Annotated in this window: 15 protein-coding genes; 2 read left to right on the top strand and 13 right to left on the bottom strand. The window is 71.5% G+C overall.

The annotated features are described in order from the left end of the window. Window positions 1–150: 150 nt before the first annotated feature. Window positions 151–1,455 carry a glycosyltransferase gene (locus tag ACZ62B_RS21450; RefSeq protein ID WP_344560736.1) on the bottom strand — a complete coding sequence of 435 codons (1,305 nt, stop codon included), beginning with the start codon at window positions 1,453–1,455 and terminating at the stop codon, window positions 151–153. A 138-nt stretch (window positions 1,456–1,593) separates the two neighbouring features. Here ACZ62B_RS21450 and ACZ62B_RS21445 point away from each other — a divergent pair, with 138 nt between their 5' ends. Both ACZ62B_RS21445 and ACZ62B_RS21440 read left to right on the top strand, forming a co-directional pair. After that, a complete protein-coding gene (locus tag ACZ62B_RS21445; protein ID WP_344560737.1) occupies window positions 1,594–2,196 on the top strand; it encodes a YceI family protein in 603 nt (200 codons plus the stop codon). Next, complete coding sequence (locus ACZ62B_RS21440; protein WP_344560738.1) at window positions 2,193–2,396, top strand: DUF397 domain-containing protein; 204 nt, start codon at window positions 2,193–2,195, stop codon at window positions 2,394–2,396. Before ACZ62B_RS21445 ends, ACZ62B_RS21440 begins: the two co-directional genes overlap by 4 nt. A gap of 25 nt (window positions 2,397–2,421) precedes the next feature. On the opposite strand, the gene ACZ62B_RS21435 is transcribed toward ACZ62B_RS21440, so the two are convergent. The 12 genes from ACZ62B_RS21435 to ACZ62B_RS21380 form a co-directional block, all read right to left on the bottom strand. After that, window positions 2,422–3,657, bottom strand: coding sequence for an MFS transporter (locus ACZ62B_RS21435; RefSeq protein ID WP_344560739.1), 1,236 nt, complete (start codon window positions 3,655–3,657; stop codon window positions 2,422–2,424). Further along, window positions 3,654–4,832 (bottom strand): acyl-CoA dehydrogenase family protein, encoded by a 1,179-nt coding sequence (locus ACZ62B_RS21430; RefSeq protein WP_344560740.1) that lies wholly within the window; start codon window positions 4,830–4,832, stop codon window positions 3,654–3,656. Before ACZ62B_RS21430 ends, ACZ62B_RS21435 begins: the two co-directional genes overlap by 4 nt. Next, window positions 4,829–7,417 (bottom strand): class I adenylate-forming enzyme family protein, encoded by a 2,589-nt coding sequence (locus tag ACZ62B_RS21425; RefSeq protein ID WP_344560741.1) that lies wholly within the window; start codon window positions 7,415–7,417, stop codon window positions 4,829–4,831. The genes ACZ62B_RS21430 and ACZ62B_RS21425 overlap by 4 nt, the downstream gene beginning before the upstream one ends. After that, on the bottom strand, window positions 7,417–7,803 hold the full coding sequence (locus ACZ62B_RS21420; RefSeq protein ID WP_344560742.1) for an ectoine synthase: 387 nt from the start codon (window positions 7,801–7,803) through the stop codon (window positions 7,417–7,419). Before ACZ62B_RS21420 ends, ACZ62B_RS21425 begins: the two co-directional genes overlap by 1 nt. 228 nt (window positions 7,804–8,031) lie before the next feature. Then, on the bottom strand, window positions 8,032–9,519 hold the full coding sequence (locus ACZ62B_RS21415) for an AAA family ATPase (protein WP_344560743.1): 1,488 nt from the start codon (window positions 9,517–9,519) through the stop codon (window positions 8,032–8,034). A gap of 482 nt (window positions 9,520–10,001) precedes the next feature. Continuing rightward, a complete protein-coding gene (locus tag ACZ62B_RS21410) occupies window positions 10,002–11,366 on the bottom strand; it encodes a hypothetical protein (RefSeq protein ID WP_468719698.1) in 1,365 nt (454 codons plus the stop codon). 129 nt (window positions 11,367–11,495) lie between these two features. Further along, a complete protein-coding gene (cimA, locus tag ACZ62B_RS21405) occupies window positions 11,496–13,100 on the bottom strand; it encodes a citramalate synthase (protein WP_468719700.1) in 1,605 nt (534 codons plus the stop codon). Between the two features lie 317 nt (window positions 13,101–13,417). Then, window positions 13,418–14,506, bottom strand: coding sequence for a branched-chain amino acid aminotransferase (locus tag ACZ62B_RS21400; protein WP_344560746.1), 1,089 nt, complete (start codon window positions 14,504–14,506; stop codon window positions 13,418–13,420). Between the two features lie 248 nt (window positions 14,507–14,754). Continuing rightward, a complete protein-coding gene (locus ACZ62B_RS21395) occupies window positions 14,755–15,798 on the bottom strand; it encodes a 3-isopropylmalate dehydrogenase (RefSeq protein ID WP_073936422.1) in 1,044 nt (347 codons plus the stop codon). Window positions 15,799–15,865: 67 nt separating this feature from the next. After that, window positions 15,866–15,997 (bottom strand): hypothetical protein, encoded by a 132-nt coding sequence (locus ACZ62B_RS21390; RefSeq protein WP_106982032.1) that lies wholly within the window; start codon window positions 15,995–15,997, stop codon window positions 15,866–15,868. 303 nt (window positions 15,998–16,300) lie between these two features. Further along, window positions 16,301–17,932: an L-glutamate gamma-semialdehyde dehydrogenase gene (gene pruA, locus ACZ62B_RS21385; RefSeq protein ID WP_344560747.1), complete on the bottom strand. Its 1,632-nt coding sequence runs from the start codon at window positions 17,930–17,932 to the stop codon at window positions 16,301–16,303. Window positions 17,933–18,106: 174 nt separating this feature from the next. Continuing rightward, window positions 18,107–19,033, bottom strand: coding sequence for a proline dehydrogenase family protein (locus ACZ62B_RS21380; protein ID WP_344560748.1), 927 nt, complete (start codon window positions 19,031–19,033; stop codon window positions 18,107–18,109). Window positions 19,034–19,092: the final 59 nt, after the last annotated feature.

Here is a 19,092-nt window from a genome sequence, read left to right as displayed (position 1 = left end):
GTTCCCCGCGCCCCCTGGGGGCGCGGGGAACTGCGCGAACGGGGGTCTGGGGGCGAAGCCCCCAGGGACGGGAAGGGAAGGGGCGGCGGGGGCGAAGAAACTCGGCGGGCGCGCAGGCGCCCATGGTGTGTGCCCGTGCGGGCCGCCGGCTCAAGCCGTACGGAAGCCGGCCCGCCGTGGCGTGCGGGCCGACTGGGTCCAGACCGGGAGGAGGTCCTCCTCCAGCACCCGGTCCCAGCTGGGATGGACGGTCCTGGACGTCTCCAGGGCCCGACGCCGTACCGCCTCCCGCACGACGGGCCGCTCGACCAGCGGGTGCAGGGCGTCCGCCCAGGCCACCGGGGAGTCGGCCGGGACGACGATGCCGTCGAACCCCGGCGCGGCCAGCCAGCGGGTGGTGTGCGCGCCCTCGGGCAGAACCACCGCCGACCCGCACGCCATCGCCTCGGCGACGACGTTGCCGCTGGTCTCCGTACGGGACGGGAAGGCGAAGACGTCGCAGCCGGCGTACACCCGTGCCAGCCGGTCCTGCGGGAGCGGTCCGAGCAGGGTGACGTCCCGGCCGAGTCCGCGGCGCACGGCGTCCTCCTCGGCGCCGGAACCCGCCATGACCAGGTGCAGGGCGTCGCCCCGGGCGCGCAGCAGCCGGACGCTCTCGGTCAGCAGCGGCACGCCTTTGCTGGCGTCCAGCCGGCCGGCGAACAGCACCAGCGGGCGGTCGCCCGGAACGCCGTACGCGCGCGTCAGCCAGTCCCGCGCGGTGGGGTCGGGCCGGAAGAGTTCGTGGTCGACGCCCCGGCGCAGCAGGGCGACCCGGTGCGGCCCGAGGACGCTGGCGAGTTCCGCGCGGCCCTCCGGGGTCGGGACGAGGACGCGTTCGCAGGGGTCCAGCAGCCGGTCCCGGCGCCGGCGCAGCGCGCTCTCGGCCCGGTCCGCGAGCAGGTCCTCCACCCTCGGGTGGCTCCCGGGCAGCCACCGCTCGGCCAGATAGCGGGCGTAGACGGAGGCCAGCAGCGGTACGTCGGTGTGCACGGAGCCGATGAGCCGGGGCCGTGGGGCGGACCGCCGGGCCGCACGGTGGTGCAGCCGTACGGCGGTGGCGGCGAAGGCGAAGCCGTGGGTCAGGTGCCAGACGTCGTGGCGGGGCAGCAGGGCGGCGAGCCGCGGGTGGTACGGCGCGAGGTCGCAGACGTCCTCCGCGCGGTCGGCCGAGCGCGTCGCCGCCGAGCTGAGCACCGGCCGGAGCATGACGAACCGGACGTGCGGGGAGAGCGGCTCGACCCGCTCGCGTTCGCCGAGGAAGTAGACGGTCAGGTCGAGGGGTGTGCCGCCGGAGCCGCCGGGCAGGCGCTCCGTGAGGCGGGCGGCACTCCGCGCGAAGTGCTCCCAGCACTTCACCTGGCCGCCCGACGTATCGCGCCGCACCAGCTCCACCAGGACCGCGACCGAGGACACGACCGGCGGGTACCACCCTTCGTGGCGGCCCAATCCCGCCACTTTCGCCAAACATGTTGAAAGTTAAAGGGAATAGGTCTACGGTGGACCTCGTTGGGTTAGTTGAACATTAAACCTCATCCCCTCAGGAGGAACGTCATGGGCATCTTCGGCCGCAAGGACAACGAGACCGCGACCGCCACCACCGCGGTGAACCCGGACCTGGCCGCGCTGACCGGCGAGTACACGATCGACCCCGCGCACTCCACGTTCGGCTTCGTCGCCCGGCACGCCATGGTCACCAACGTCAAGGGCAGCTTCCAGGACTTCACCGGCACGCTGCACCTGGACGGCACCGACCCGGCCGCCTCCACCGCCACCATCGACGTGGTGATGGACAGCATCGACACGGGCAACGCCGACCGTGACGGCCACCTGAAGAGCGCCGACTTCTTCAAGACGGACGAGTTCCCGGCCATGACCTTCCGCTCCACCAAGGCGGAGGCCCTCGGCGGCGACGACTACCGCATCACCGGTGACCTGACCATCCTGGGCACCACCAAGCCGCTCACCATCGACCTGGAGTTCAACGGCGCCGCGAAGGACCCCTTCGGCAACGAGCGCGTCGGCTTCGAGGGCAAGGCGGAGATCCTGCGCTCCGAGTGGGGCCTGACCTGGAACGCGGCGCTGGAGACGGGTGGCGTCCTGGTCTCCGACAAGATCAAGCTGAACTTCGACATCTCGGCGATCAAGCAGGCGTGAGCCCCGTCGGCCCCTCGGGGCCCCGAGTTCACCACGGCAACGGCCCGGAGCCCGACGAGGCGTCCGGGCCGACGCCTGTCCGGCTGATCCCCCCGCGCCCCTCCGCCGTCCACATCCGCGACTCCAAGAACGCCGACGGCCCCGCCCTCACCGTCTCCCCCGCCGCCTGGGCCGGGTCTCTCGGTCGTATCGGCCGCTGACGACGCAGGCCCGGCCGCCGCTTCCTCAGCACAGGACGGCGGCGCCGCGCGCTCGCAACTGCCGGACGACGGGCGTGACGAGCGCGGACGCCACGAGGCAGTACCCGCCCAGCGCGACGAACTGGACCGACTGGCCGACACCGGCGTCGAGGAGCAGGCCGCCCGCGCCGGGGCCGAGTGCCGAGGCGAAGACCAGGACCGCCACCACCACCGACCGGACGGCGCCGAGGTGCCGGGTGCCGTAGACCTCGGGCCACACGACGCCGAACAGGCTCAGGGAGAGGCCGTTGGTGACGCCGTACAGGGCCATGAAGGCGAACGCGCTCCACGGGGCGGTGACGGTGCCGAGCAGCAGCAGCCCGCCGCCGAGCGGGAGAAGGAAGACCGGCAGCAGCACGAGCCCGGTGATCCGGTCCAACAGAAAGCCACTGGCCACACTGCACAGCACGGTCAGGACCGCGTAGAGCGGGAACGCCGACGCCAGCACCCCGAGCGACCAGCCGCGCGTCTCCGCCAGATGGGCCTGATGGAAGAAGACCGTGTTGCCGATCAGTGCGGGCGCCGCGGTGGCGAGCAGCAGGGGGTAGAAGCACCGGTCCCGCAGCACCTCGGCCCGGGTCCAGCCGGCGGCGGCAGACGCCTCCGGGTCCGCGGAGCCGTCCGCGGGGTGCGGGGTGCGCTCCGTCCTGAACAGCGCCGCGACGGCGACGCCCACGGCGGTCACCAGCGTGCCGGCCGCCCACCACACGGCCTGCCACCCAGCGGCGCCCGACAGGGCGACGGCCAGGGCGGGCAGGGCGGCCTCGCCCGTGTTCAGGCCCAGGGCCGCCAGGGACACCGCCCGTCCCCGCTGCCGGGTGAACCAGCGGCCCAGCACGGTGAACGCGGTGTGCGTCATCATGCCCTGCCCGAACAGTCGCAGCAGGACGAGAGCCCCGAACAGCGTGAAGAGGTCCGCCGACCAGGTCATCGCCACGGCTCCCAGCGCCAGCAGCGGCGCGCTCACGAGGACGACCCGGCGCACCGGGTGGCGGTCGACCAGGTGACCCGTCCTGGTCAGGGCGACCGCGCCGAGCAGGGTGGCCGCCATGTACAGGGCACCGTAGGAGCCGTGGGTGAGGTCGTGCCTGTCGCGGATGTCGTCGGCGAAGAGCGAGACGAAGAAGGTCTGGCCGAAGGAGGAGAGCAGGAACAGCAGGAAGCCGCCCAGCAGCCAACGGCCCTCCCGCCGCAGGAAGGAAGTTTTGTACAGGTGGGTCATACGGCTTGCCCATGACCGTCAGCGGTGAAGGCCGCCGACGCGTACGCCGCCGCGTTGCGGGCCCAGTTCAGGTCTCGGTGGGCCGCCATCATCTGCAGATCGCGCCAGTGCCGGGCGAGCGGGTCGTCGGCGAAGTGGGCGGCCGTCCCGGCCAGCTGGATCAGCCGTTGTACGGAGCGGACGCACAGGCGGGCCAGATAGGCACGGTCCCTGCCGATCGCGGCGGCGTCCTCGGAGGGAAGGGCCCGTCGGGCGGTTCCCGCCGCGTGCAGGCGTGCGCACATGTCCTCGTACAGGTGCCGGGCGCAGGCCAGTTCCGCCGCGCTTTCCGTCAGCCCGTCCCGCACCAGCGGCTGTTCCAGTGGACGCGACCCGCCGGTGCCCTGCGCGAACCGGGTCAGGCAGGCCGCGAAGGCGCCCTCGGCGCAGCCGAGCACCGGACCGATGACGCAACTGTTGACGTACGGCAGGAACGGCACCTCGTCGAGGTAGTACGGCGACGGCCCGGTGCCGGACGGCGACCGCCCGGCGAAGCAGCGCGACGGGGAGACGGCCAGCGCCTCGGGCACGAAGACGCGGTCCACCGTGATGTCCCGCGAACCGGTGCCGGCCATCCCGCAGACGTCCCACCCGTCCTCGATCCGCACCTTCCCGGCGGGGAGCGGAACCAGCACCCGGTCCGTCGGATCGTCGCCGTGGCCGCTGAGGAGAAACCAGTCGGCGTGGTCGGCGGCGGAGCAGAACCGCCACCGGCCTGCCACCTCGAAGCCACCGGGGACGCGGGTGAAACGTCCGTCGGCCGCTGCGGACGCTGTCGCGAACACCTGCCGGACACCCGCCGTGAAGACGGTCTCGGCGGCCGTCGGCGGTAGCCGCCCGGCCAGCGCAGCGTGTCCGCCGACGACTCCGATGACCCACCCGGTGGACGGACAGGCCCTGGCCGCACGCCGGGCCGCCTCCACCACTGTGGGCCAGCCGTGCCCCGGCCCGCCGAAGCGTGGCGGCGCGGCGAGCTGGAGCAGCCCGGCGTCAAGCAGCTCGGCGACGGTCGCGTCCGGGAGCCGGCGTTCCCGTTCCGTCTCGGCGGCCCGGCCACCCCACCGGCCGACGAGCGTGTCGAGGACGGTGAGCACCTCCGGGTCGGCGCTCTCGACGGGTGCGTCCGCGCCCCTCACCGCAGCACCGTCCCGCCGTGCCCTCCGACCCGGCGCACGACCGGGTCCTCGAAGCAGAAACCGTCCGGGATGAACGGCTGCCCCGCCAGCTCCAGGAACTCCGTGAGCATCCCGGCGTCGTCACTCGCCACGAACTCGTAGAAGTTGGTGCCGTTCCACAGGAGGTGGACGTGCGAGAAGCGGTCGCCGAGCGCCCCCACCAGGTCGTCGAACCCCACCTGGCCGTCCACCATCCGCGTCAGCATCTCCTGCCGCTTGCGCCCGATCTCCTCGGGGGTGAAGTAACGGGCCTTGTGCACCTCGTCCTTGACACGTTCCCGGCGCTCGTACTCCAGCGGGTCGGGGTGATTCAGCTTCTCCAGGAAGAACGCCAGGCCGCCGGGCCTGAGCACCTCGGTGAGGTGCTCGATCTGCGTCGCGCGGTCCTTGCCGTAGAACTGGAACGCGGCCGTCTCGTAGACCACGTCGAAGCCGTCGCGGAACGGCTCGTACTGCGGCGCGGACCGCAGCCCGGCGCGGTCGAGGTGGAACAGCGAGCCGGGGAAGTAGCGGGAGCGGGCCGGGTCCGCCCAGGTGCGGAACCACCGCTCGTTGGCCCGGTTGGGCGAGCTGGTCAGGGTGGTGACGCGGCCGTCGGCGAAGGCCGCCAGGGTGCGCCCGTTGCTGCCGTCGAACGCGTCCGCCTCGTAGAAGGTCAGGCCGTGCCCGTCACGCCGTGCGCGGCGTCCGGCCAGGCGGGCCAGTGCGACACCGACCCGGGACAGTTCCTCCAGAACGCCGGGCACACTGGCCAGGAAGTGCCGGAAGAGCGGACCTGAGCGTTCCACCATCGCGTCCTGGTACTCCAGGAGGAGGCTGTCGGTGACGGCGCTGCGGATCGTGGAACGCACCGGGGCCCGCGGCACCTGGTCCTGCCCGGTCGCGATCGCGTCGAAGCGGTCGGCGAGGCCGACCATCGAGGACGACGCCACGTACTCGCCGGGACTGTCGTCCACGGGCCCGGGGGCCGGCTGGGCGAGCGCCTGCCGCAGGGCCCGCCGGTCGGTCTTACCGGACTCGGTGCGCGGAAGCTCGTCGTGGAAGACCACGAGCGCGGGCACCATGTGCCAGTCGAGGCGCTCGGCGCAGTGGCGGCGCAGTTCCTCGGCGTCGGGTGCGTGGCTGTCACGGGGTACGACACAGGCCGCGGGCACCTCCCCCGCCTCCTCGTCCGGCACCGGCACCACGGCGGCGTCGGCCACCGAAGGGTGCTGTCTGAGCCGCGCTTCGACCTCGTGCGGGTTCACCTTGAACATCGAGCGGCTGAAGGTGTCGTCCCCGCGGGCGACCCAGTGCAGGAAGCCGTCCTCGTCACGGGTGAACAGATCGCCCGTGAACAGCACCCTGTCCTCGCCGAACAAACCGGTGCGCAGGACACGGCCGGTCAGCTCGGAGTCGCCCCAGTAGCCCTGCATCACCTGGTCGCCCGCGACCGCCAGCTCGCCGGGCACACCGGGTTCCTCGACCGGAGCGCCGGTGCCGTCCACGAGGTAGGCGCGCACACCTGGGACGGGGCCACCGACGGAGCCGGGACGGCGGTCGATCTCCTCCGGCGGCAGGGCACACACGCGTTTGCACTCGGTGAGCCCGTACATCGAGTGGATCGGCACATCGGGGAGTGCCTCACGCAGGGTCCTGATGTGCTCCGCGGGGAGGCGCTGTCCGGTGCTGGCCAGCAGGCGCAGGGACGGGCGCGGGTCCCGGCCGAGGCCGTCGATCCGGCACAGGTGGGCCAGCAGGGAGGGGAAGCCGTGGACCGCGGTGACACCCTCGCGGCCGATCGTCTCCCACACCTCCCGCGGACGCGCGCTGAGGCCCCGCAGCAACACCACCCGACCGCCGAAGGCCAGCGGCAGCACGATGTTGTAGAAGCCGAAGTCGGAGCCGATGGGCGTGCAGCTCAGCACCACGTCGTCGGCGGTGTGACCGAGGGAGGAGGTGACGGCTTCGAAGGCCGCCGTCATGGTGCGGTGGCCGATCGTCACGCCCTTCGGCGACGAGGTGGAGCCCGAGGTGTAGAACACGGCGGCCGGCGGGCCCACGACCGGTATGCCCGGACCCTTCCTGGGGCGCCCGAGCGGACGCGGCCGTGGCCTCGGCTCGCCGGGCTGTCCGCCAGTGCCCAAGGGGAGCACGGCGGACAGCCCGGTGTCGGCGAAGAGGTCCCCCAGGGCCCCTGTCCGGTCGGTGACCAGGACGGCGGCGTCACAGGCACGGGCCTGATGGACCAGTTTGCGCCGCGAGAACGTCGGATGCGTGGTGACCAGGCATGCACCCGCCTTGAGGATCCCGAGGGTCGCCGCGACGACGCCGAGGGACAGGTCCGCGTAGACCACCACGCGGTCGCCGGCACCGAGGCCGAGACCGAGCAGCCGCGCCGCGTACGAGTCGGCGAGTTCGTTCAGCGCTCCGTAGGTGGTGGTGACGCCGTCCAGCGTCACGGCGGCGCGTGCGGGGTGCCGCGCCGCGTTCGTCTCGAACAACCCGACGAGCCGTACGCCGTGTCCGGTGACGCCCGAAGCGGCGTCGTGCATCAGGCCGGTCATCAGTAGGACGACGCCTTCTCGCGGTGGAGTGTGTGACGTTCCGTGCCCTGCAACGGTGGGTTGAAGACGCTGAGCAGCGTCATGTCACCGTCCGGATCCGCGCGCAGACGGTGCCGGTCGTGCCGGTCGAGCGCGTACAGCACGCCCGGGACGATCCGGTGGGAGTTGCCCGCCATGTCCGTGATCTCCCCCGACCCCGACAGGCAGAAGCATGCCTCCAGGTGCGAACGGTACTCGAGGAGCGAGGACGTGCCCGCCCGGACCACCGTGTGACACACGGTGAAACCCATCTCGTCCACGGCGGTGAGGAGGCGGACACTGGTGCCGTTGCCCCAGTCGACCTCGTACCGGGAACCGGCAAGTTCGACCAAAGATCGAATCAGCATGCGACTCCCCCGGCACTCTGGCCCTCACGAATTGCGATCACTGTAGAAAGCGCTTACTGAATCCAACAGCAGATATCTCGTCACTCATATGGCGCAAAGATGCCGCACAAGGGAAGGGCTTCCTGGGCGAGGCAACGAGAGTCGCCCCCGTGCCGGAGCGGACCGGGTCAAGGGTGACCACGAGAACCAGCGCCGAAGGCGACGCGGAGCGCCCCCGGACCGGCGGTCTCACTCCCCGCGGTACAGCCGCTCCAGGTCCACGAGCACGACCTCGCCGCGCTTCTCCGCCGCCTTCAGCTCGTCGGTGAACCCGGCCCCGCTGTAGCAGGCGGGCCGTACGGCCGACGTGTCGGTCCCGCGAGCGGCCAGCAGTGATACGGCGTGCTTCAACCGCTCCAGGTGTCCCGTCCCCATGACCCGGTCCCACTTGGCCTCGCCCAGGGAGAGCAGCACGCCGTTGTCCTGCCCGACAGCGCCTCGTACGACCACGTCGATCTCGTGACCCGTCCGTTCCACCGGGTCGGCCACCGTCCCGTACGAAACGTCGATGGGCATGCCGCCGAAGGTCTCCGGCGCGGCGAAGTGAGCCACCCAGTCCCGGCAGATCTGCTCGAAGTGCGGTCCGACGACGGCGGAGAGGAAGCGTGGCCGGGCGCTCTCCCAGACCTGCTCGGCCAGCCCCCGGTCGAGCAGGGCGAGCCGGGGCCGGGAGACGGCGTGGTCGAAGGCGATGAGGGGCTCGCCCACGCGGTAGACGCTGCGGTTCCTGCGAAACGCGTCCGCCTCCTTGCGGACGAGTCCGCAGTCCTGCAACACGGTGAGCGGGTGGGTGATGTCACTGACGGGCCGCTCCAGACACGCGGCGATCCGACCCGCCGTGGCGTTGCCCGACGCCAGGGCGGCGAGTACGGAGTGGTAGAGAGCCCGGTCCCGCAGGTCGGCCTCGTCCGCGAGGAGGTAGCGGGCCTCCCGGTAGAGCGGGGACCGTGGAGACAGTGCGGTGCGGCAGACCCAGGCGTCGAAGTCGTCGAGACCGGCAGGAGTGTCATCACGCACGAACTCCCTGCGGTAGGCGGGGGTACCGCCGACCACGCTGTGCACGAGCACGGCGAGTCGTGGGTCGCCCAGCCCCCAGAAGGCAGCGGCCTGCCGGAAATCCAGCGGCTGGACGACGAGTTCCAGGCCGGCCCGACCGCGCAGGGGTGAGGTGCCGCTGAGCAGTTTGCCCATGAAGGACAGCGAACTGCCGCACAGCAGAAGGCGCGTACGGGAACGCAGGCGCTCCGGACGCCGCGGTCCGTACGCCACCTGGATGATGGACGGCAGCGAGGGCGTGGCCCTGGCGAGGTAGGGAAACTCGTCGAGAACGACGGGCACGGGCCGCTCCCTGCCCAGTTCGAGCAGCGCGTCGACGGCTTGCTCCCAGCGGTCGAACCGCATCGGGGCCAGGCTTCCGCAGTACTGGCCGAGCTCCTCACCGAAGCGGCGGAGCGACTCGGCCTCGGTCGCCTCGTACGCGCAGAAGTAGAACCCGTCGGTGGCCCGGGCGAGTGAGTCGAGGAGGAACGACTTGCCCTGTCGCCGCCGCCCGGAGACGACGGCCATGGTCGCCTCCGGTCCCTCGTCGGCCACGAACGCGGTGAGTTCGCTCCACTCCCAGCTCCGGTCGAACATGTCCGCGGGCTTGGGCAGATCGAGCAGGGGGCGATACACCATGGGCGCCTCCATACATTGAGGAAGTACGTTTCCCGGAATTACGCTTCCCTAACGGTCGGTGGCGTGCTCGGGTCACGGGCAAGGCGCATCATGGCGGGTATGACAGTCAGCAGCGCGCTCTCACGGCCCGGGTGGGTCGTCGTCGCCGAGTACGAGAACCTGCCGGGTCGCCTTCACCCCTGGGCGGCCGTCCGCGGTTGACTGCGTGAGCGGGGGATCGACTGGATGCCGTTCACCGCGGAGGAGCTGCGGCTGGATCACATGTGCGGGCCGGGGCGTGACGGGCGGTGGCGGGGGTGGATCACCGTGTCCGTCGACGCGGAGGCGCTGGGACGGCTCGGGCTGGGCCCCGGGCGGGCCGGCTCCGTCGTCCCGGGCGGCACGTCACCGCCCGGGTGGTGGCATGCCGCCGGGGAGCGGTACGCGGTGGAACGCGGATGGCCGAGGCGGGATCCCCCGGCCGGGCAGGATCCCCCGGCCGGTCAGAACCCGCCGCCGAAGTCCCCGCCGCCCCCGAAGTCCCCGCCGCCGAAGCCGCCGCCTCCGCCGAAGTCGCCGCCGAAGTCCCCGCCGTCGAAGTCGGCGCCCGAGACGTCGCCGCCCTCGTAGCCGCCGAAGTCGCCGTAGCCGGCGCCGTAGTCGGCCGCGTAGGCGGGGCCGGCCATCATGCCGCCGAGCATGGTGCCGACGAGCAGGCCGGGCAGCAGGCCGCCGCCGAAGTAGCCGCCGGCCCAGGGGCCGTAGGCGGGACCGGCGTCCCAGTAGGGGCGGCGCCCGTACTCGGTGTCGACCTCGCGGACGGCGGGGTCGAGGCCGTCGGCCAGCCGGGCCCGGTCGGCCGCGCACACCGGGACCTCGCGCTCGGCGCCGCCCGGCGGCGTCCAGACGGCGTCGGCGACCGAGGGGCCGTGGCGCGGGTCGAAGAAGCAGGGCGGGCGGCGCTCCGGCAGCGGGCGTCCCGCACGCCGGGCGGCGAGGGAGGCGAGGGCGAAGCGGCCGTCCTCCACGGCCTGGGTGACGGCCCGGACGTCCTCCGGTTTGCGGGCCGCGGCCATGAGCGACTTGGACTTCTCGTAGGCGTCCAGCGCGTGCGCGTAGTCCGTGCGCATCGCGTCGTCCGCGCCCCGTTCGCCGGGGTGGAAGTCGAGGCGGTCGAGCTCCTCGCCGAACGCGGTGATGTCCTCGTCCACCACCACCCGCAGCTTCTCCAGCGCGGTCCGCCGCTCCTCCTCGTGGCGCCGCCGGTTGCGGCGGGACACGGCGTAGATGCCCGCGCCGCCGGCCGCCACCAGCGCTCCGACGGTGATCAGCCCGCCGACCGGGACGTCACCGCCGGACCCGTCGCTCCAGGAGTTCGGCGCGGAGCCGCCGGTGCTGCGCAGCGCGTTGTCGACGAAGTCGTTCAGCTGGGCCTTGGCGTCACCGGTGCCCTGCACGGACTGGACCAGGTTCCGCACGCCCTGGCGGCTGAGCACGCTGCTGTCGGCTCGCGCGTCGAACTCGTCGCCGAGGCGGATGCCGTACAGACCGGTGACGCCGGTCTCGGTGCGCAGGTTCTGGAAGAGGTTCTGCGTCGGGTAGTCCGCCGGGAGGACCGCCACGAAGACGGGTTCGTCCGCGTCCTCGATCTTGTCGGCGAGGGCCTCGGCGTCGGACTCCGCCAGGATGTCCCGGGCCTCGGGGTCGACGTAGACGGGACTCTCGCGCAGTTCGCGGGCGATCTCGGAGAGGTCCGTGGCGGCCTGCGCCCCCGGCGCACCGGCCATCAGGACCGCCAGCGCGGCGGCCACCGGCACGATCAGCAGGCGTATCAGGCGTATGTGGATACGCGTCGGCGCGACCTCCATACGTTCAAAAGTACCCAAACGGGCGTTAAACAGACATCAGGTCCGGCGGGGATTCCGATACCGCCCCGCCGGACCCGCCGGACCTGCCGGGCCCACCGAACCCGCCGGGCCCGTCGTCCTCGGCGCTTCCTACGCGGCCGGTTCCACCCCGGCCCGCAGCAGCCCGTACGCGTACGCGTCCTCCAGCGCCTGCCAGGACGCGGCGATGACGTTGTCGGCGACGCCCACCGTCGACCACTCCCCCGCCCCGTCGGACGTGGAGATCAGGACGCGGGTGGTGGACTGGGTGCCGTGCTTGCCCTCCAGGATGCGGACCTTGTAGTCGACCAGCTCCAGCTTGGCGAGCTGCGGGTAGATCTTCTCCAGGGCGACGCGCAGGGCGCGGTCCAGGGCGTTGACCGGGCCGTTGCCCTCCGCGGTGGCGACGATGCGCTCGCTCTTGGCCCACAGCTTCACCGTGGCCTCGTTGGCGTGGGTGCCGTCGGGGCGGTCCTCGACGATCGCGCGCCAGGACTCGACGTCGAAGTACTTCAGCGGCCTGCCCTCGGCCTCCGCGCGGAGCAGCAGTTCGAAGGAGGCGTCGGCCGCCTCGTACGTGTAGCCCTTGAGCTCGCGTTCCTTGACCCGCTCGACGACCCGGCCGACCAGTTCGCGGTCGCCGCCGAGGTCGATGCCGAGTTCCTTGCCCTTGAGCTCGATGGAGGCGCGTCCGGCCATGTCGGAGACGAGCATCCGCATGGTGTTGCCGACCTGCTCGGGGTCGATGTGCTGGTAGAGGTCCGGGTCGACCTTGATCGCGGAGGCGTGCAGGCCCGCCTTGTGCGCGAAGGCGGAGACACCGACGTACGGCTGGTGCGTGGACGGGGTGAGGTTGACGACCTCGGCGACGGCGTGCGAGATGCGGGTCATCTCCCGCAGCCGGCCCTCGGGCAGGACCTGCTTGCCGTACTTCAGTTCCAGGGCGGCCACGACCGGGAACAGGTTGGCGTTGCCGACCCGCTCGCCGTAGCCGTTGGCGGTGCACTGGACGTGGGTGGCGCCCGCGTCGACGGCGGCGAGGGTGTTGGCGACCGCGCAGCCGGTGTCGTCCTGGGCGTGGATGCCGAGCCGGGCGCCGGTGTCGGCGAGCACGGTGGAGACCACGGCCTGGATCTGCGCCGGGAGCATGCCGCCGTTGGTGTCGCACAGGACGACCACGTCGGCGCCGGCCTCGGAGGCGGCGCGGACCACGGACTTCGCGTACTCGGGGTTGGCGCGGTAACCGTCGAAGAAGTGCTCGCAGTCGACGAAGACCCGGCGGCCCTCCCCCTTGAGGAAGGAGACCGTGTCGCGGACCATCTCCAGGTTCTCGTCGAGGGTGGTGCGCAGGGCGAGCTCGACATGGCGGTCGTGGGACTTCGCGACCAGCGTGATCACCTGTGCGCCGGAGTCGAGGAGCGCCCTGACCTGGGGGTCCTTCGCGGCGCTGGTGCCGGCGCGGCGGGTGGCGCCGAAGGCGACCAGCGTCGCGTGCCGGAACTCGATCTCCTGCTGGGCGCGGGCGAAGAACTCGGTGTCCCGCGGGTTCGCGCCGGGCCAGCCGCCCTCGATGAAGCCCACGCCGAACTCGTCCAGGTGCCGTGCGATGGCGAGCTTGTCGGCGACCGTGAGGTTGATGCCCTCGCGCTGGGCGCCGTCGCGCAGGGTGGTGTCGAAGACGTGGAACGAGTCGTCGGGCTCGCTGGTTGCGGTCATGGTCTGAAGGCTCCTGAGTTGATCTCGGTCTACCGGAATGACCGGTTCCACCGTTCCCCCATGGTCCCTCGCGCCCCGTTCCCGGCTGCGGGTGGGCCAGGAAACAGAAAAACCTCTCGCGGGTGCGAGAGGTCTGCGCGCGGGTCGAGGACGACGGTGTCCGCCCGTACCGTGTCGTACGTGCGGTCACTGCGGACCGGCGCGCCTGCTGCCAATAATCGTGGCGAACGAGAGCACGGGGGCAGTCTGGCACAATCCGCCCCCGCGCTCACGATCCGTCTCAGGATGCGGGCGGTGGGTGTTCACCCGCGGGGGATTCAGCCCAGCCGGTGCATCCAGCCGTGCTTGTCCTCGGCGGTGCCGCGCTGGATGTCGAGGAGTGCCTGGCGCAGGCGGGTGGTGACCTCGCCGGGCTCGCCGCCGCTCTGCTGCCACTCGGCGCCCGCCCGCTTCACCGTGCCGACCGGGGTGATGACGGCCGCCGTACCGCAGGCGAAGACCTCGGTGAGGGTGCCGTTCTCCGAGTCGCGCTGCCACTGCTCGACGGAGACGCGCTCCTCGACGGCCTCGTAGCCGAGGTCGCGGGCGACGCCCAGCAGGGAGTCACGGGTGACGCCCTCCAGGATGGAGCCGCTGAGGGCGGGGGTGACGATCTTGTCGCCGTAGACGAAGTACAGGTTCATGCCGCCCAGCTCCTCGACCCACTGGTGCTCGACCGCGTCGAGGTAGCAGACCTGGTCGCAGCCCTTGGCGGCGGCCTCGGCCTGGGCGAGCAGGGAGGCCGCGTAGTTGCCGCCGGTCTTGGCGTCGCCCATGCCGCCGGGGACGGCGCGGACGCGGTCCTCCGAGACCCAGATGGAGACGGGCTTCACGCCGCCCGGGAAGTAGGCGCCGGCCGGGGAGGCGATGACCAGGAACAGGTACTCGTTGGCGGGCTTCACACCCAGCCCGACCTCGGTCGCGATCATGAACGGGCGCAGGTAGAGGGACTCCTCGCCGCCGTGCGCCGGCACCCACGCCCTGTCCTGGGCGACGAGGGCGTCGCACGCCTCGATGAAGGTCTCGACCGGCAGCTCGGGCATCGCGAGGCGCTTGGCGGAGCGCTGGAAGCGCTCGGCGTTCTTCTCGGGGCGGAAGGTGGCGACGGACCCGTCGGGCTGCCGGTAGGCCTTCAGGCCCTCGAAGATCTCCTGCGCGTAGTGCAGGACGGTGGTCGCGGGGTCGAGGGAGATCGGCGCGTACGGGACGAGCTGGCCGTCGTGCCAGCCGCGGCCCTCGGTCCACTTGATCGTCACCATGTGATCGGTGAAGTGGCGGCCGAACCCGGGGTTGGCCAGGATCGCCTCGCGCTCTGCGTCCGAGAGCGGGTGCGCCGAGGGCTTGAGCTCGATCGTGGGCGTCGTCATGAGTGGTTGTCCTTCACCGGTTGTAGTGACGGGCCGCGCACACGCCCGTACGGCCGGTGGCCAGTGCTAGGACGTCCGAGCATTCCCTCATTCCGCGGCTCCGCGTCCGATTATCGCCCGGAGGCGACGACGGAAGGAACAGGGGGAACGCGGCCCGGTGGTCGATGGTGGCACCCGGCGGGGACAGGGGGAAGCCGCCGGGTGCGGATGCGACCCGGCGGCTTCGAATGTTTTCGAGGGGCGCCGGGTCAGCCGGCTACTCGTGCGGCGAGCGCGTCGCCGATCTGCGAGGTGGAGCGGGCGGGCAGGCCGCCGCGCTCCGCGAGGTCGGCGGAGACGGCGTCCTCGATGCGGGCCGCCTCGGCGTCGTGGCCGAGGTGGCGCAGCAGGAGGGCGACGGACAGGACGGTGGCGCTGGGGTCGGCCTTGCCCTGACCGGCGATGTCCGGGGCCGAGCCGTGCACGGGCTCGAACATGGACGGGTACTCGCGGCCCGGGTTGATGTTGCCGGAGGCCGCGACGCCGATGCCGCCGGAGACGGCCGCGGCGAGGTCGGTGATGATGTCGCCGAAGAGGTTGTCGGTGACGATGACGTCGAAGCGGGCCGGGTCGGTGACGAGGTAGATCGTCGCGGCGTCGACGTGGATGTAGTCGGTGGTGACCTCGGGGTACTCCTCGGCCACCTTGTTGAAGACGTTCGTCCACAGGTGGCCGGCGAAGGTCAGCACGTTGTTCTTGTGGACCAGCGTGAGCTTCTTGCGGGGGCGGGCCTGGGCGCGGGCGAAGGCGTCGCGGACCACGCGCTCGACACCGAAGGCCGTGTTGACGGACACCTCGGTGGCGACCTCGTGCGGCGTGCCCTTCCTGATGGTGCCGCCGTTGCCCGTGTACGGCCCCTCGGTGCCCTCGCGCACCACGACGAAGTCGATCTCGGGCTGGCCGGCGAGCGGGGTGGCGACGCCCGGGAGGAGCTTCGACGGACGCAGGTTGACGTGGTGGTCGAAGGCGAAGCGGAGCTTGAGCAGAAAGCCGCGCTCCAGGACGCCGGAGGGGACCGACGGGTCACCGATGGCGCCGAGCAGGATGGCGTCGTGCCGCTTCAGCTCGTCGAGGTCGGCGTCGGTGAGGGTCTCACCGGTGGCGTGGTACCGCTTGGCGCCGAAGTCGTACTCCTTGGTCTCCAGCTTCACATCCTGCGGAAGGACGGCGGAGAGGACCTTGAGACCTTCGGCCACGACCTCCTGGCCGATGCCGTCACCGGGGATCACTGCGAGATTGATGCTGCGAGACATGCGGGCACCCTACTCCTCGTCCCACGGGATGACATGCGGTGTCCGGCATGCGGACGCCGTCGGCGTGTCAGTGGCCGGTCGAACCGCCGTTGTCCCTGCGGTCGAGGGCGCGCTGGAGCGCGGCGGCGGCGTTCTTGCGGTCGGATTCGCTGGTGCGGGAGGTGTGACGGACGCGGCGGCGGACGGTCGTCTCGGCCATGGGTCATCGACTCCTTCGGCATACGTGGAGTGCGGAAAGGGGTTGCGAGACGCCGAGAAGGGGCGGGGAGCGTCGGACCGCAGGGGTTGCCTGCACGGGGACCGGCTCACGACCGCCGTTCGCTTGATCGAGCGAGTCGTTCGGCTCCTACAAAGCTAGAGGAGCGGACCGCGTCTGTCTGCACAATTACTCGGACTTCCTACTATCTGAGACGGCGGACCCGGTCACACCGCTCCCACCTGCGAAAACGCCGGACGGGCCAGGTCGGGGGGTGACCTGGCCCGTCCGGGGTCGGGGGGGGCGTCAGCCCATGTGCGGGTAGCCGTAGTCGGTCGGCGGGACCAGCGTCTCCTTGATGGCGCGGGTCAGGGTCCAGCGCATCAGGTTCTGCGGGGCGCCGGCCTTGTCGTTGGTGCCGGAGGCACGGCCGCCGCCGAAGGGCTGCTGGCCGACGACGGCGCCGGTCGACTTGTCGTTGATGTAGAAGTTGCCGGCCGCGTAGCGCAGCTTCTCCATCGTGTACGCCGCCGCCGCGCGGTCGCCGGAGATGACCGAGCCGGTCAGGGCGTAGTCGGACACCGACTCCATCTGGGTCAGCATCTCGTCGTACTTCTCGTCGTCGTAGACGTGCACGGCGAGGATCGGGCCGAAGTACTCGGTGCGGAACACCTCGTTCTCCGGGTCGTCGCACTCGATGACGGTCGGGCGGACGAAGTAGCCGACCGAGTCGTCGTAGGTGCCGCCCGCGACGATCGTGCAGGCCGGGTCCTCCTTGGCGCGGTCGATGGCGGCCTTGTTCTTGGCGAAGGACCGCTCGTCGATGACGGCGCCGATGAAGTTCGACAGGTCGGTGACGTCACCCATGGTGATGTAGTCGACCTCGGCGGCGAACTCCTCCTTGAAGCCGGAGTTCCAGATCGACGCCGGGATGTACGCGCGCGAGGTGGCGCTGCACTTCTGGCCCTGGTACTCGAAGGCACCGCGGGTCAGCGCGGTCTTGAGGATCGCGGGGTCGGCGCTCGGGTGGGCGACGACGAAGTCCTTGCCGCCGGTCTCGCCGACCAGGCGCGGGTAGGTGCGGTACTTCTCGATGTTGTTGCCGACCGTCTTCCACAGGTGCTGGAAGGTCTTGGTCGAGCCGGTGAAGTGGATGCCCGCGAGGTCCCGGTGCTCCAGGGCGACCTTGGAGACCTCGATGCCGTCGCCGGTGACGAGGTTGATGACGCCCTTGGGCAGACCGGCCTCCTCCAGGAGCCGCATGAGCAGCACGGCGGCGTGGGTCTGGGTGGGGGACGGCTTCCAGACCACCACGTTGCCCATGAGGGCCGGCGCGGTGGGCAGGTTGGCGGCGATCGCGCTGAAGTTGAACGGCGTGATCGCGTAGACGAAGCCCTCCAGCGGGCGGTGGTCGAGGCGGTTCCACACGCCCGGGGAGTTGGCCGGGGGCTGCTCGGCGAGGATGCCGCGCGCGTAGTGGACGTTGAACCGCCAGAAGTCGACCAGCTCGCAGGGGCTGTCGATCTCGGCCTGCTGGGCGGTCTTGGACTGGCCCAGCATGGTGGAGGCGGCGATGGTCTCGCGCCAGGGGCCGGCCAGCAGCTCGGCGGCGCGCAGGATGATCGCCGCGCGGTCGTCGAAGGCCATCGCGCGCCAGGCGGGCGCGGCGGCGAGGGCCGCGTCGATGGCGTCCTGGGCGTCCGCCTGCGTGGCGTTGGCGTAGGTGCCCAGGCGGGCCTTGTGGTTGTGCGGCTGCACGACGTCGAAGCGCTCGCCGCCGCCCATCCGCTTCTCACCGCCGATGGTGCAGGGCAGGTCGATCGGGTTGTCGGCCAGCTCCTTGAGCTTGGCCTCCAGCCGGGCGCGCTCGGGCGTACCGGGGGCGTAGCCGTGCACCGGCTCGTTGACGGGGGTGGGGACCTGGGTCACAGCGTCCATGGGTGGCGTAACTCCTTGTCGTGAGCGGTGTGGTGTCAGCCCTTGGTGATCATGCTGCGGGCGAAGAACCGGAGGTTGGCCGGCTTCTCCGCCAGACGGCGCATGCTGTGCCTTCCCGGGGGACGACCCCCGGACCCCCGGCCGGAGCCGGGGCGGCGGCACAACCGAGTTGTCTCAGCCACGGCTGACCATGCTCCGCAGGAAGAAGCGCAGGTTCGCCGGCTTCTCCGCCAGACGGCGCATGAAGTAGCCGTACCAGTCGGTGCCGTAGGCCGTGTAGACGCGCATGCGGTGGCCCTCGGCGGCCAGTCGCAGGTGCTCGTCGCTGCGGATGCCGTAGAGCATCTGGAACTCGTACTCGTCGAGCTTGCGTCCGGCGGTGCGGGCCAGTTCCTGGGTGATGGAGATCAGGCGCGGGTCGTGGGACCCGATCATCGGGTAGCCCTCGCCCTCCATCAGCGTCCGCAGGATGCGCACGTACGCCTTGTCGATCTCGTGCTTCTGCTGGTAGGCGACCTCGGCGGGCTCCTTGTAGGCGCCCTTCACCAACCGTACGCGACTGCCGGCCGCGGCGAGGCGGCGCGCGTCCTCCTCGGTGCGGAAGAGGTAGGCCTGGATGACGCAGCCCGTCTGCGGGACGTCCTTGCGCAGCTCCTCGTGGATGGCGAACATCGAGTCGAGGGTGGTGTGGTCCTCGGCGTCCAGGGTGACCGTGGTGCCGATCTCGGCGGCGGCCTCGACGACCGGGCGGACGTTGGCGAGGGCCAGCTCGTGACCGCCGTCCAGCGCCTGGCCGAACATCGACAGCTTCACCGACATCTCCGCGCGGGTACCGAGCTCCAGCGGCTTGAGCCGGCCGATCAGCTCCAGGTACGCGTCGCGGGCGGCGGCGGCCTGCTCGGGGGTGGTGATGTCCTCGCCGACCACGTCCATGGTGAGTTCCAGGCCGTTGCCGGTGAGCTCCCGGATGATCGGCAGGACCTCGTCGACGGTCTCCCCGGGGATGAAGCGGTCGACGACCTGCTTGGTCACCGGGGCCGCCGAGATCAGGCGTCGCATCCGGTCGCTGCGCGACGCGGCGAGAATCACGGGACCCAGCACGGGGCACCTCCACAAGCTGCATGAGGCCGTCACCCGACGATTCGGGTACGGCACGGAGA

The sequence above is a fragment of the Streptomyces sp. NPDC053426 genome (assembly GCF_055585405.1).
This window is presented reverse-complemented; position numbering and strand designations above follow the sequence as displayed.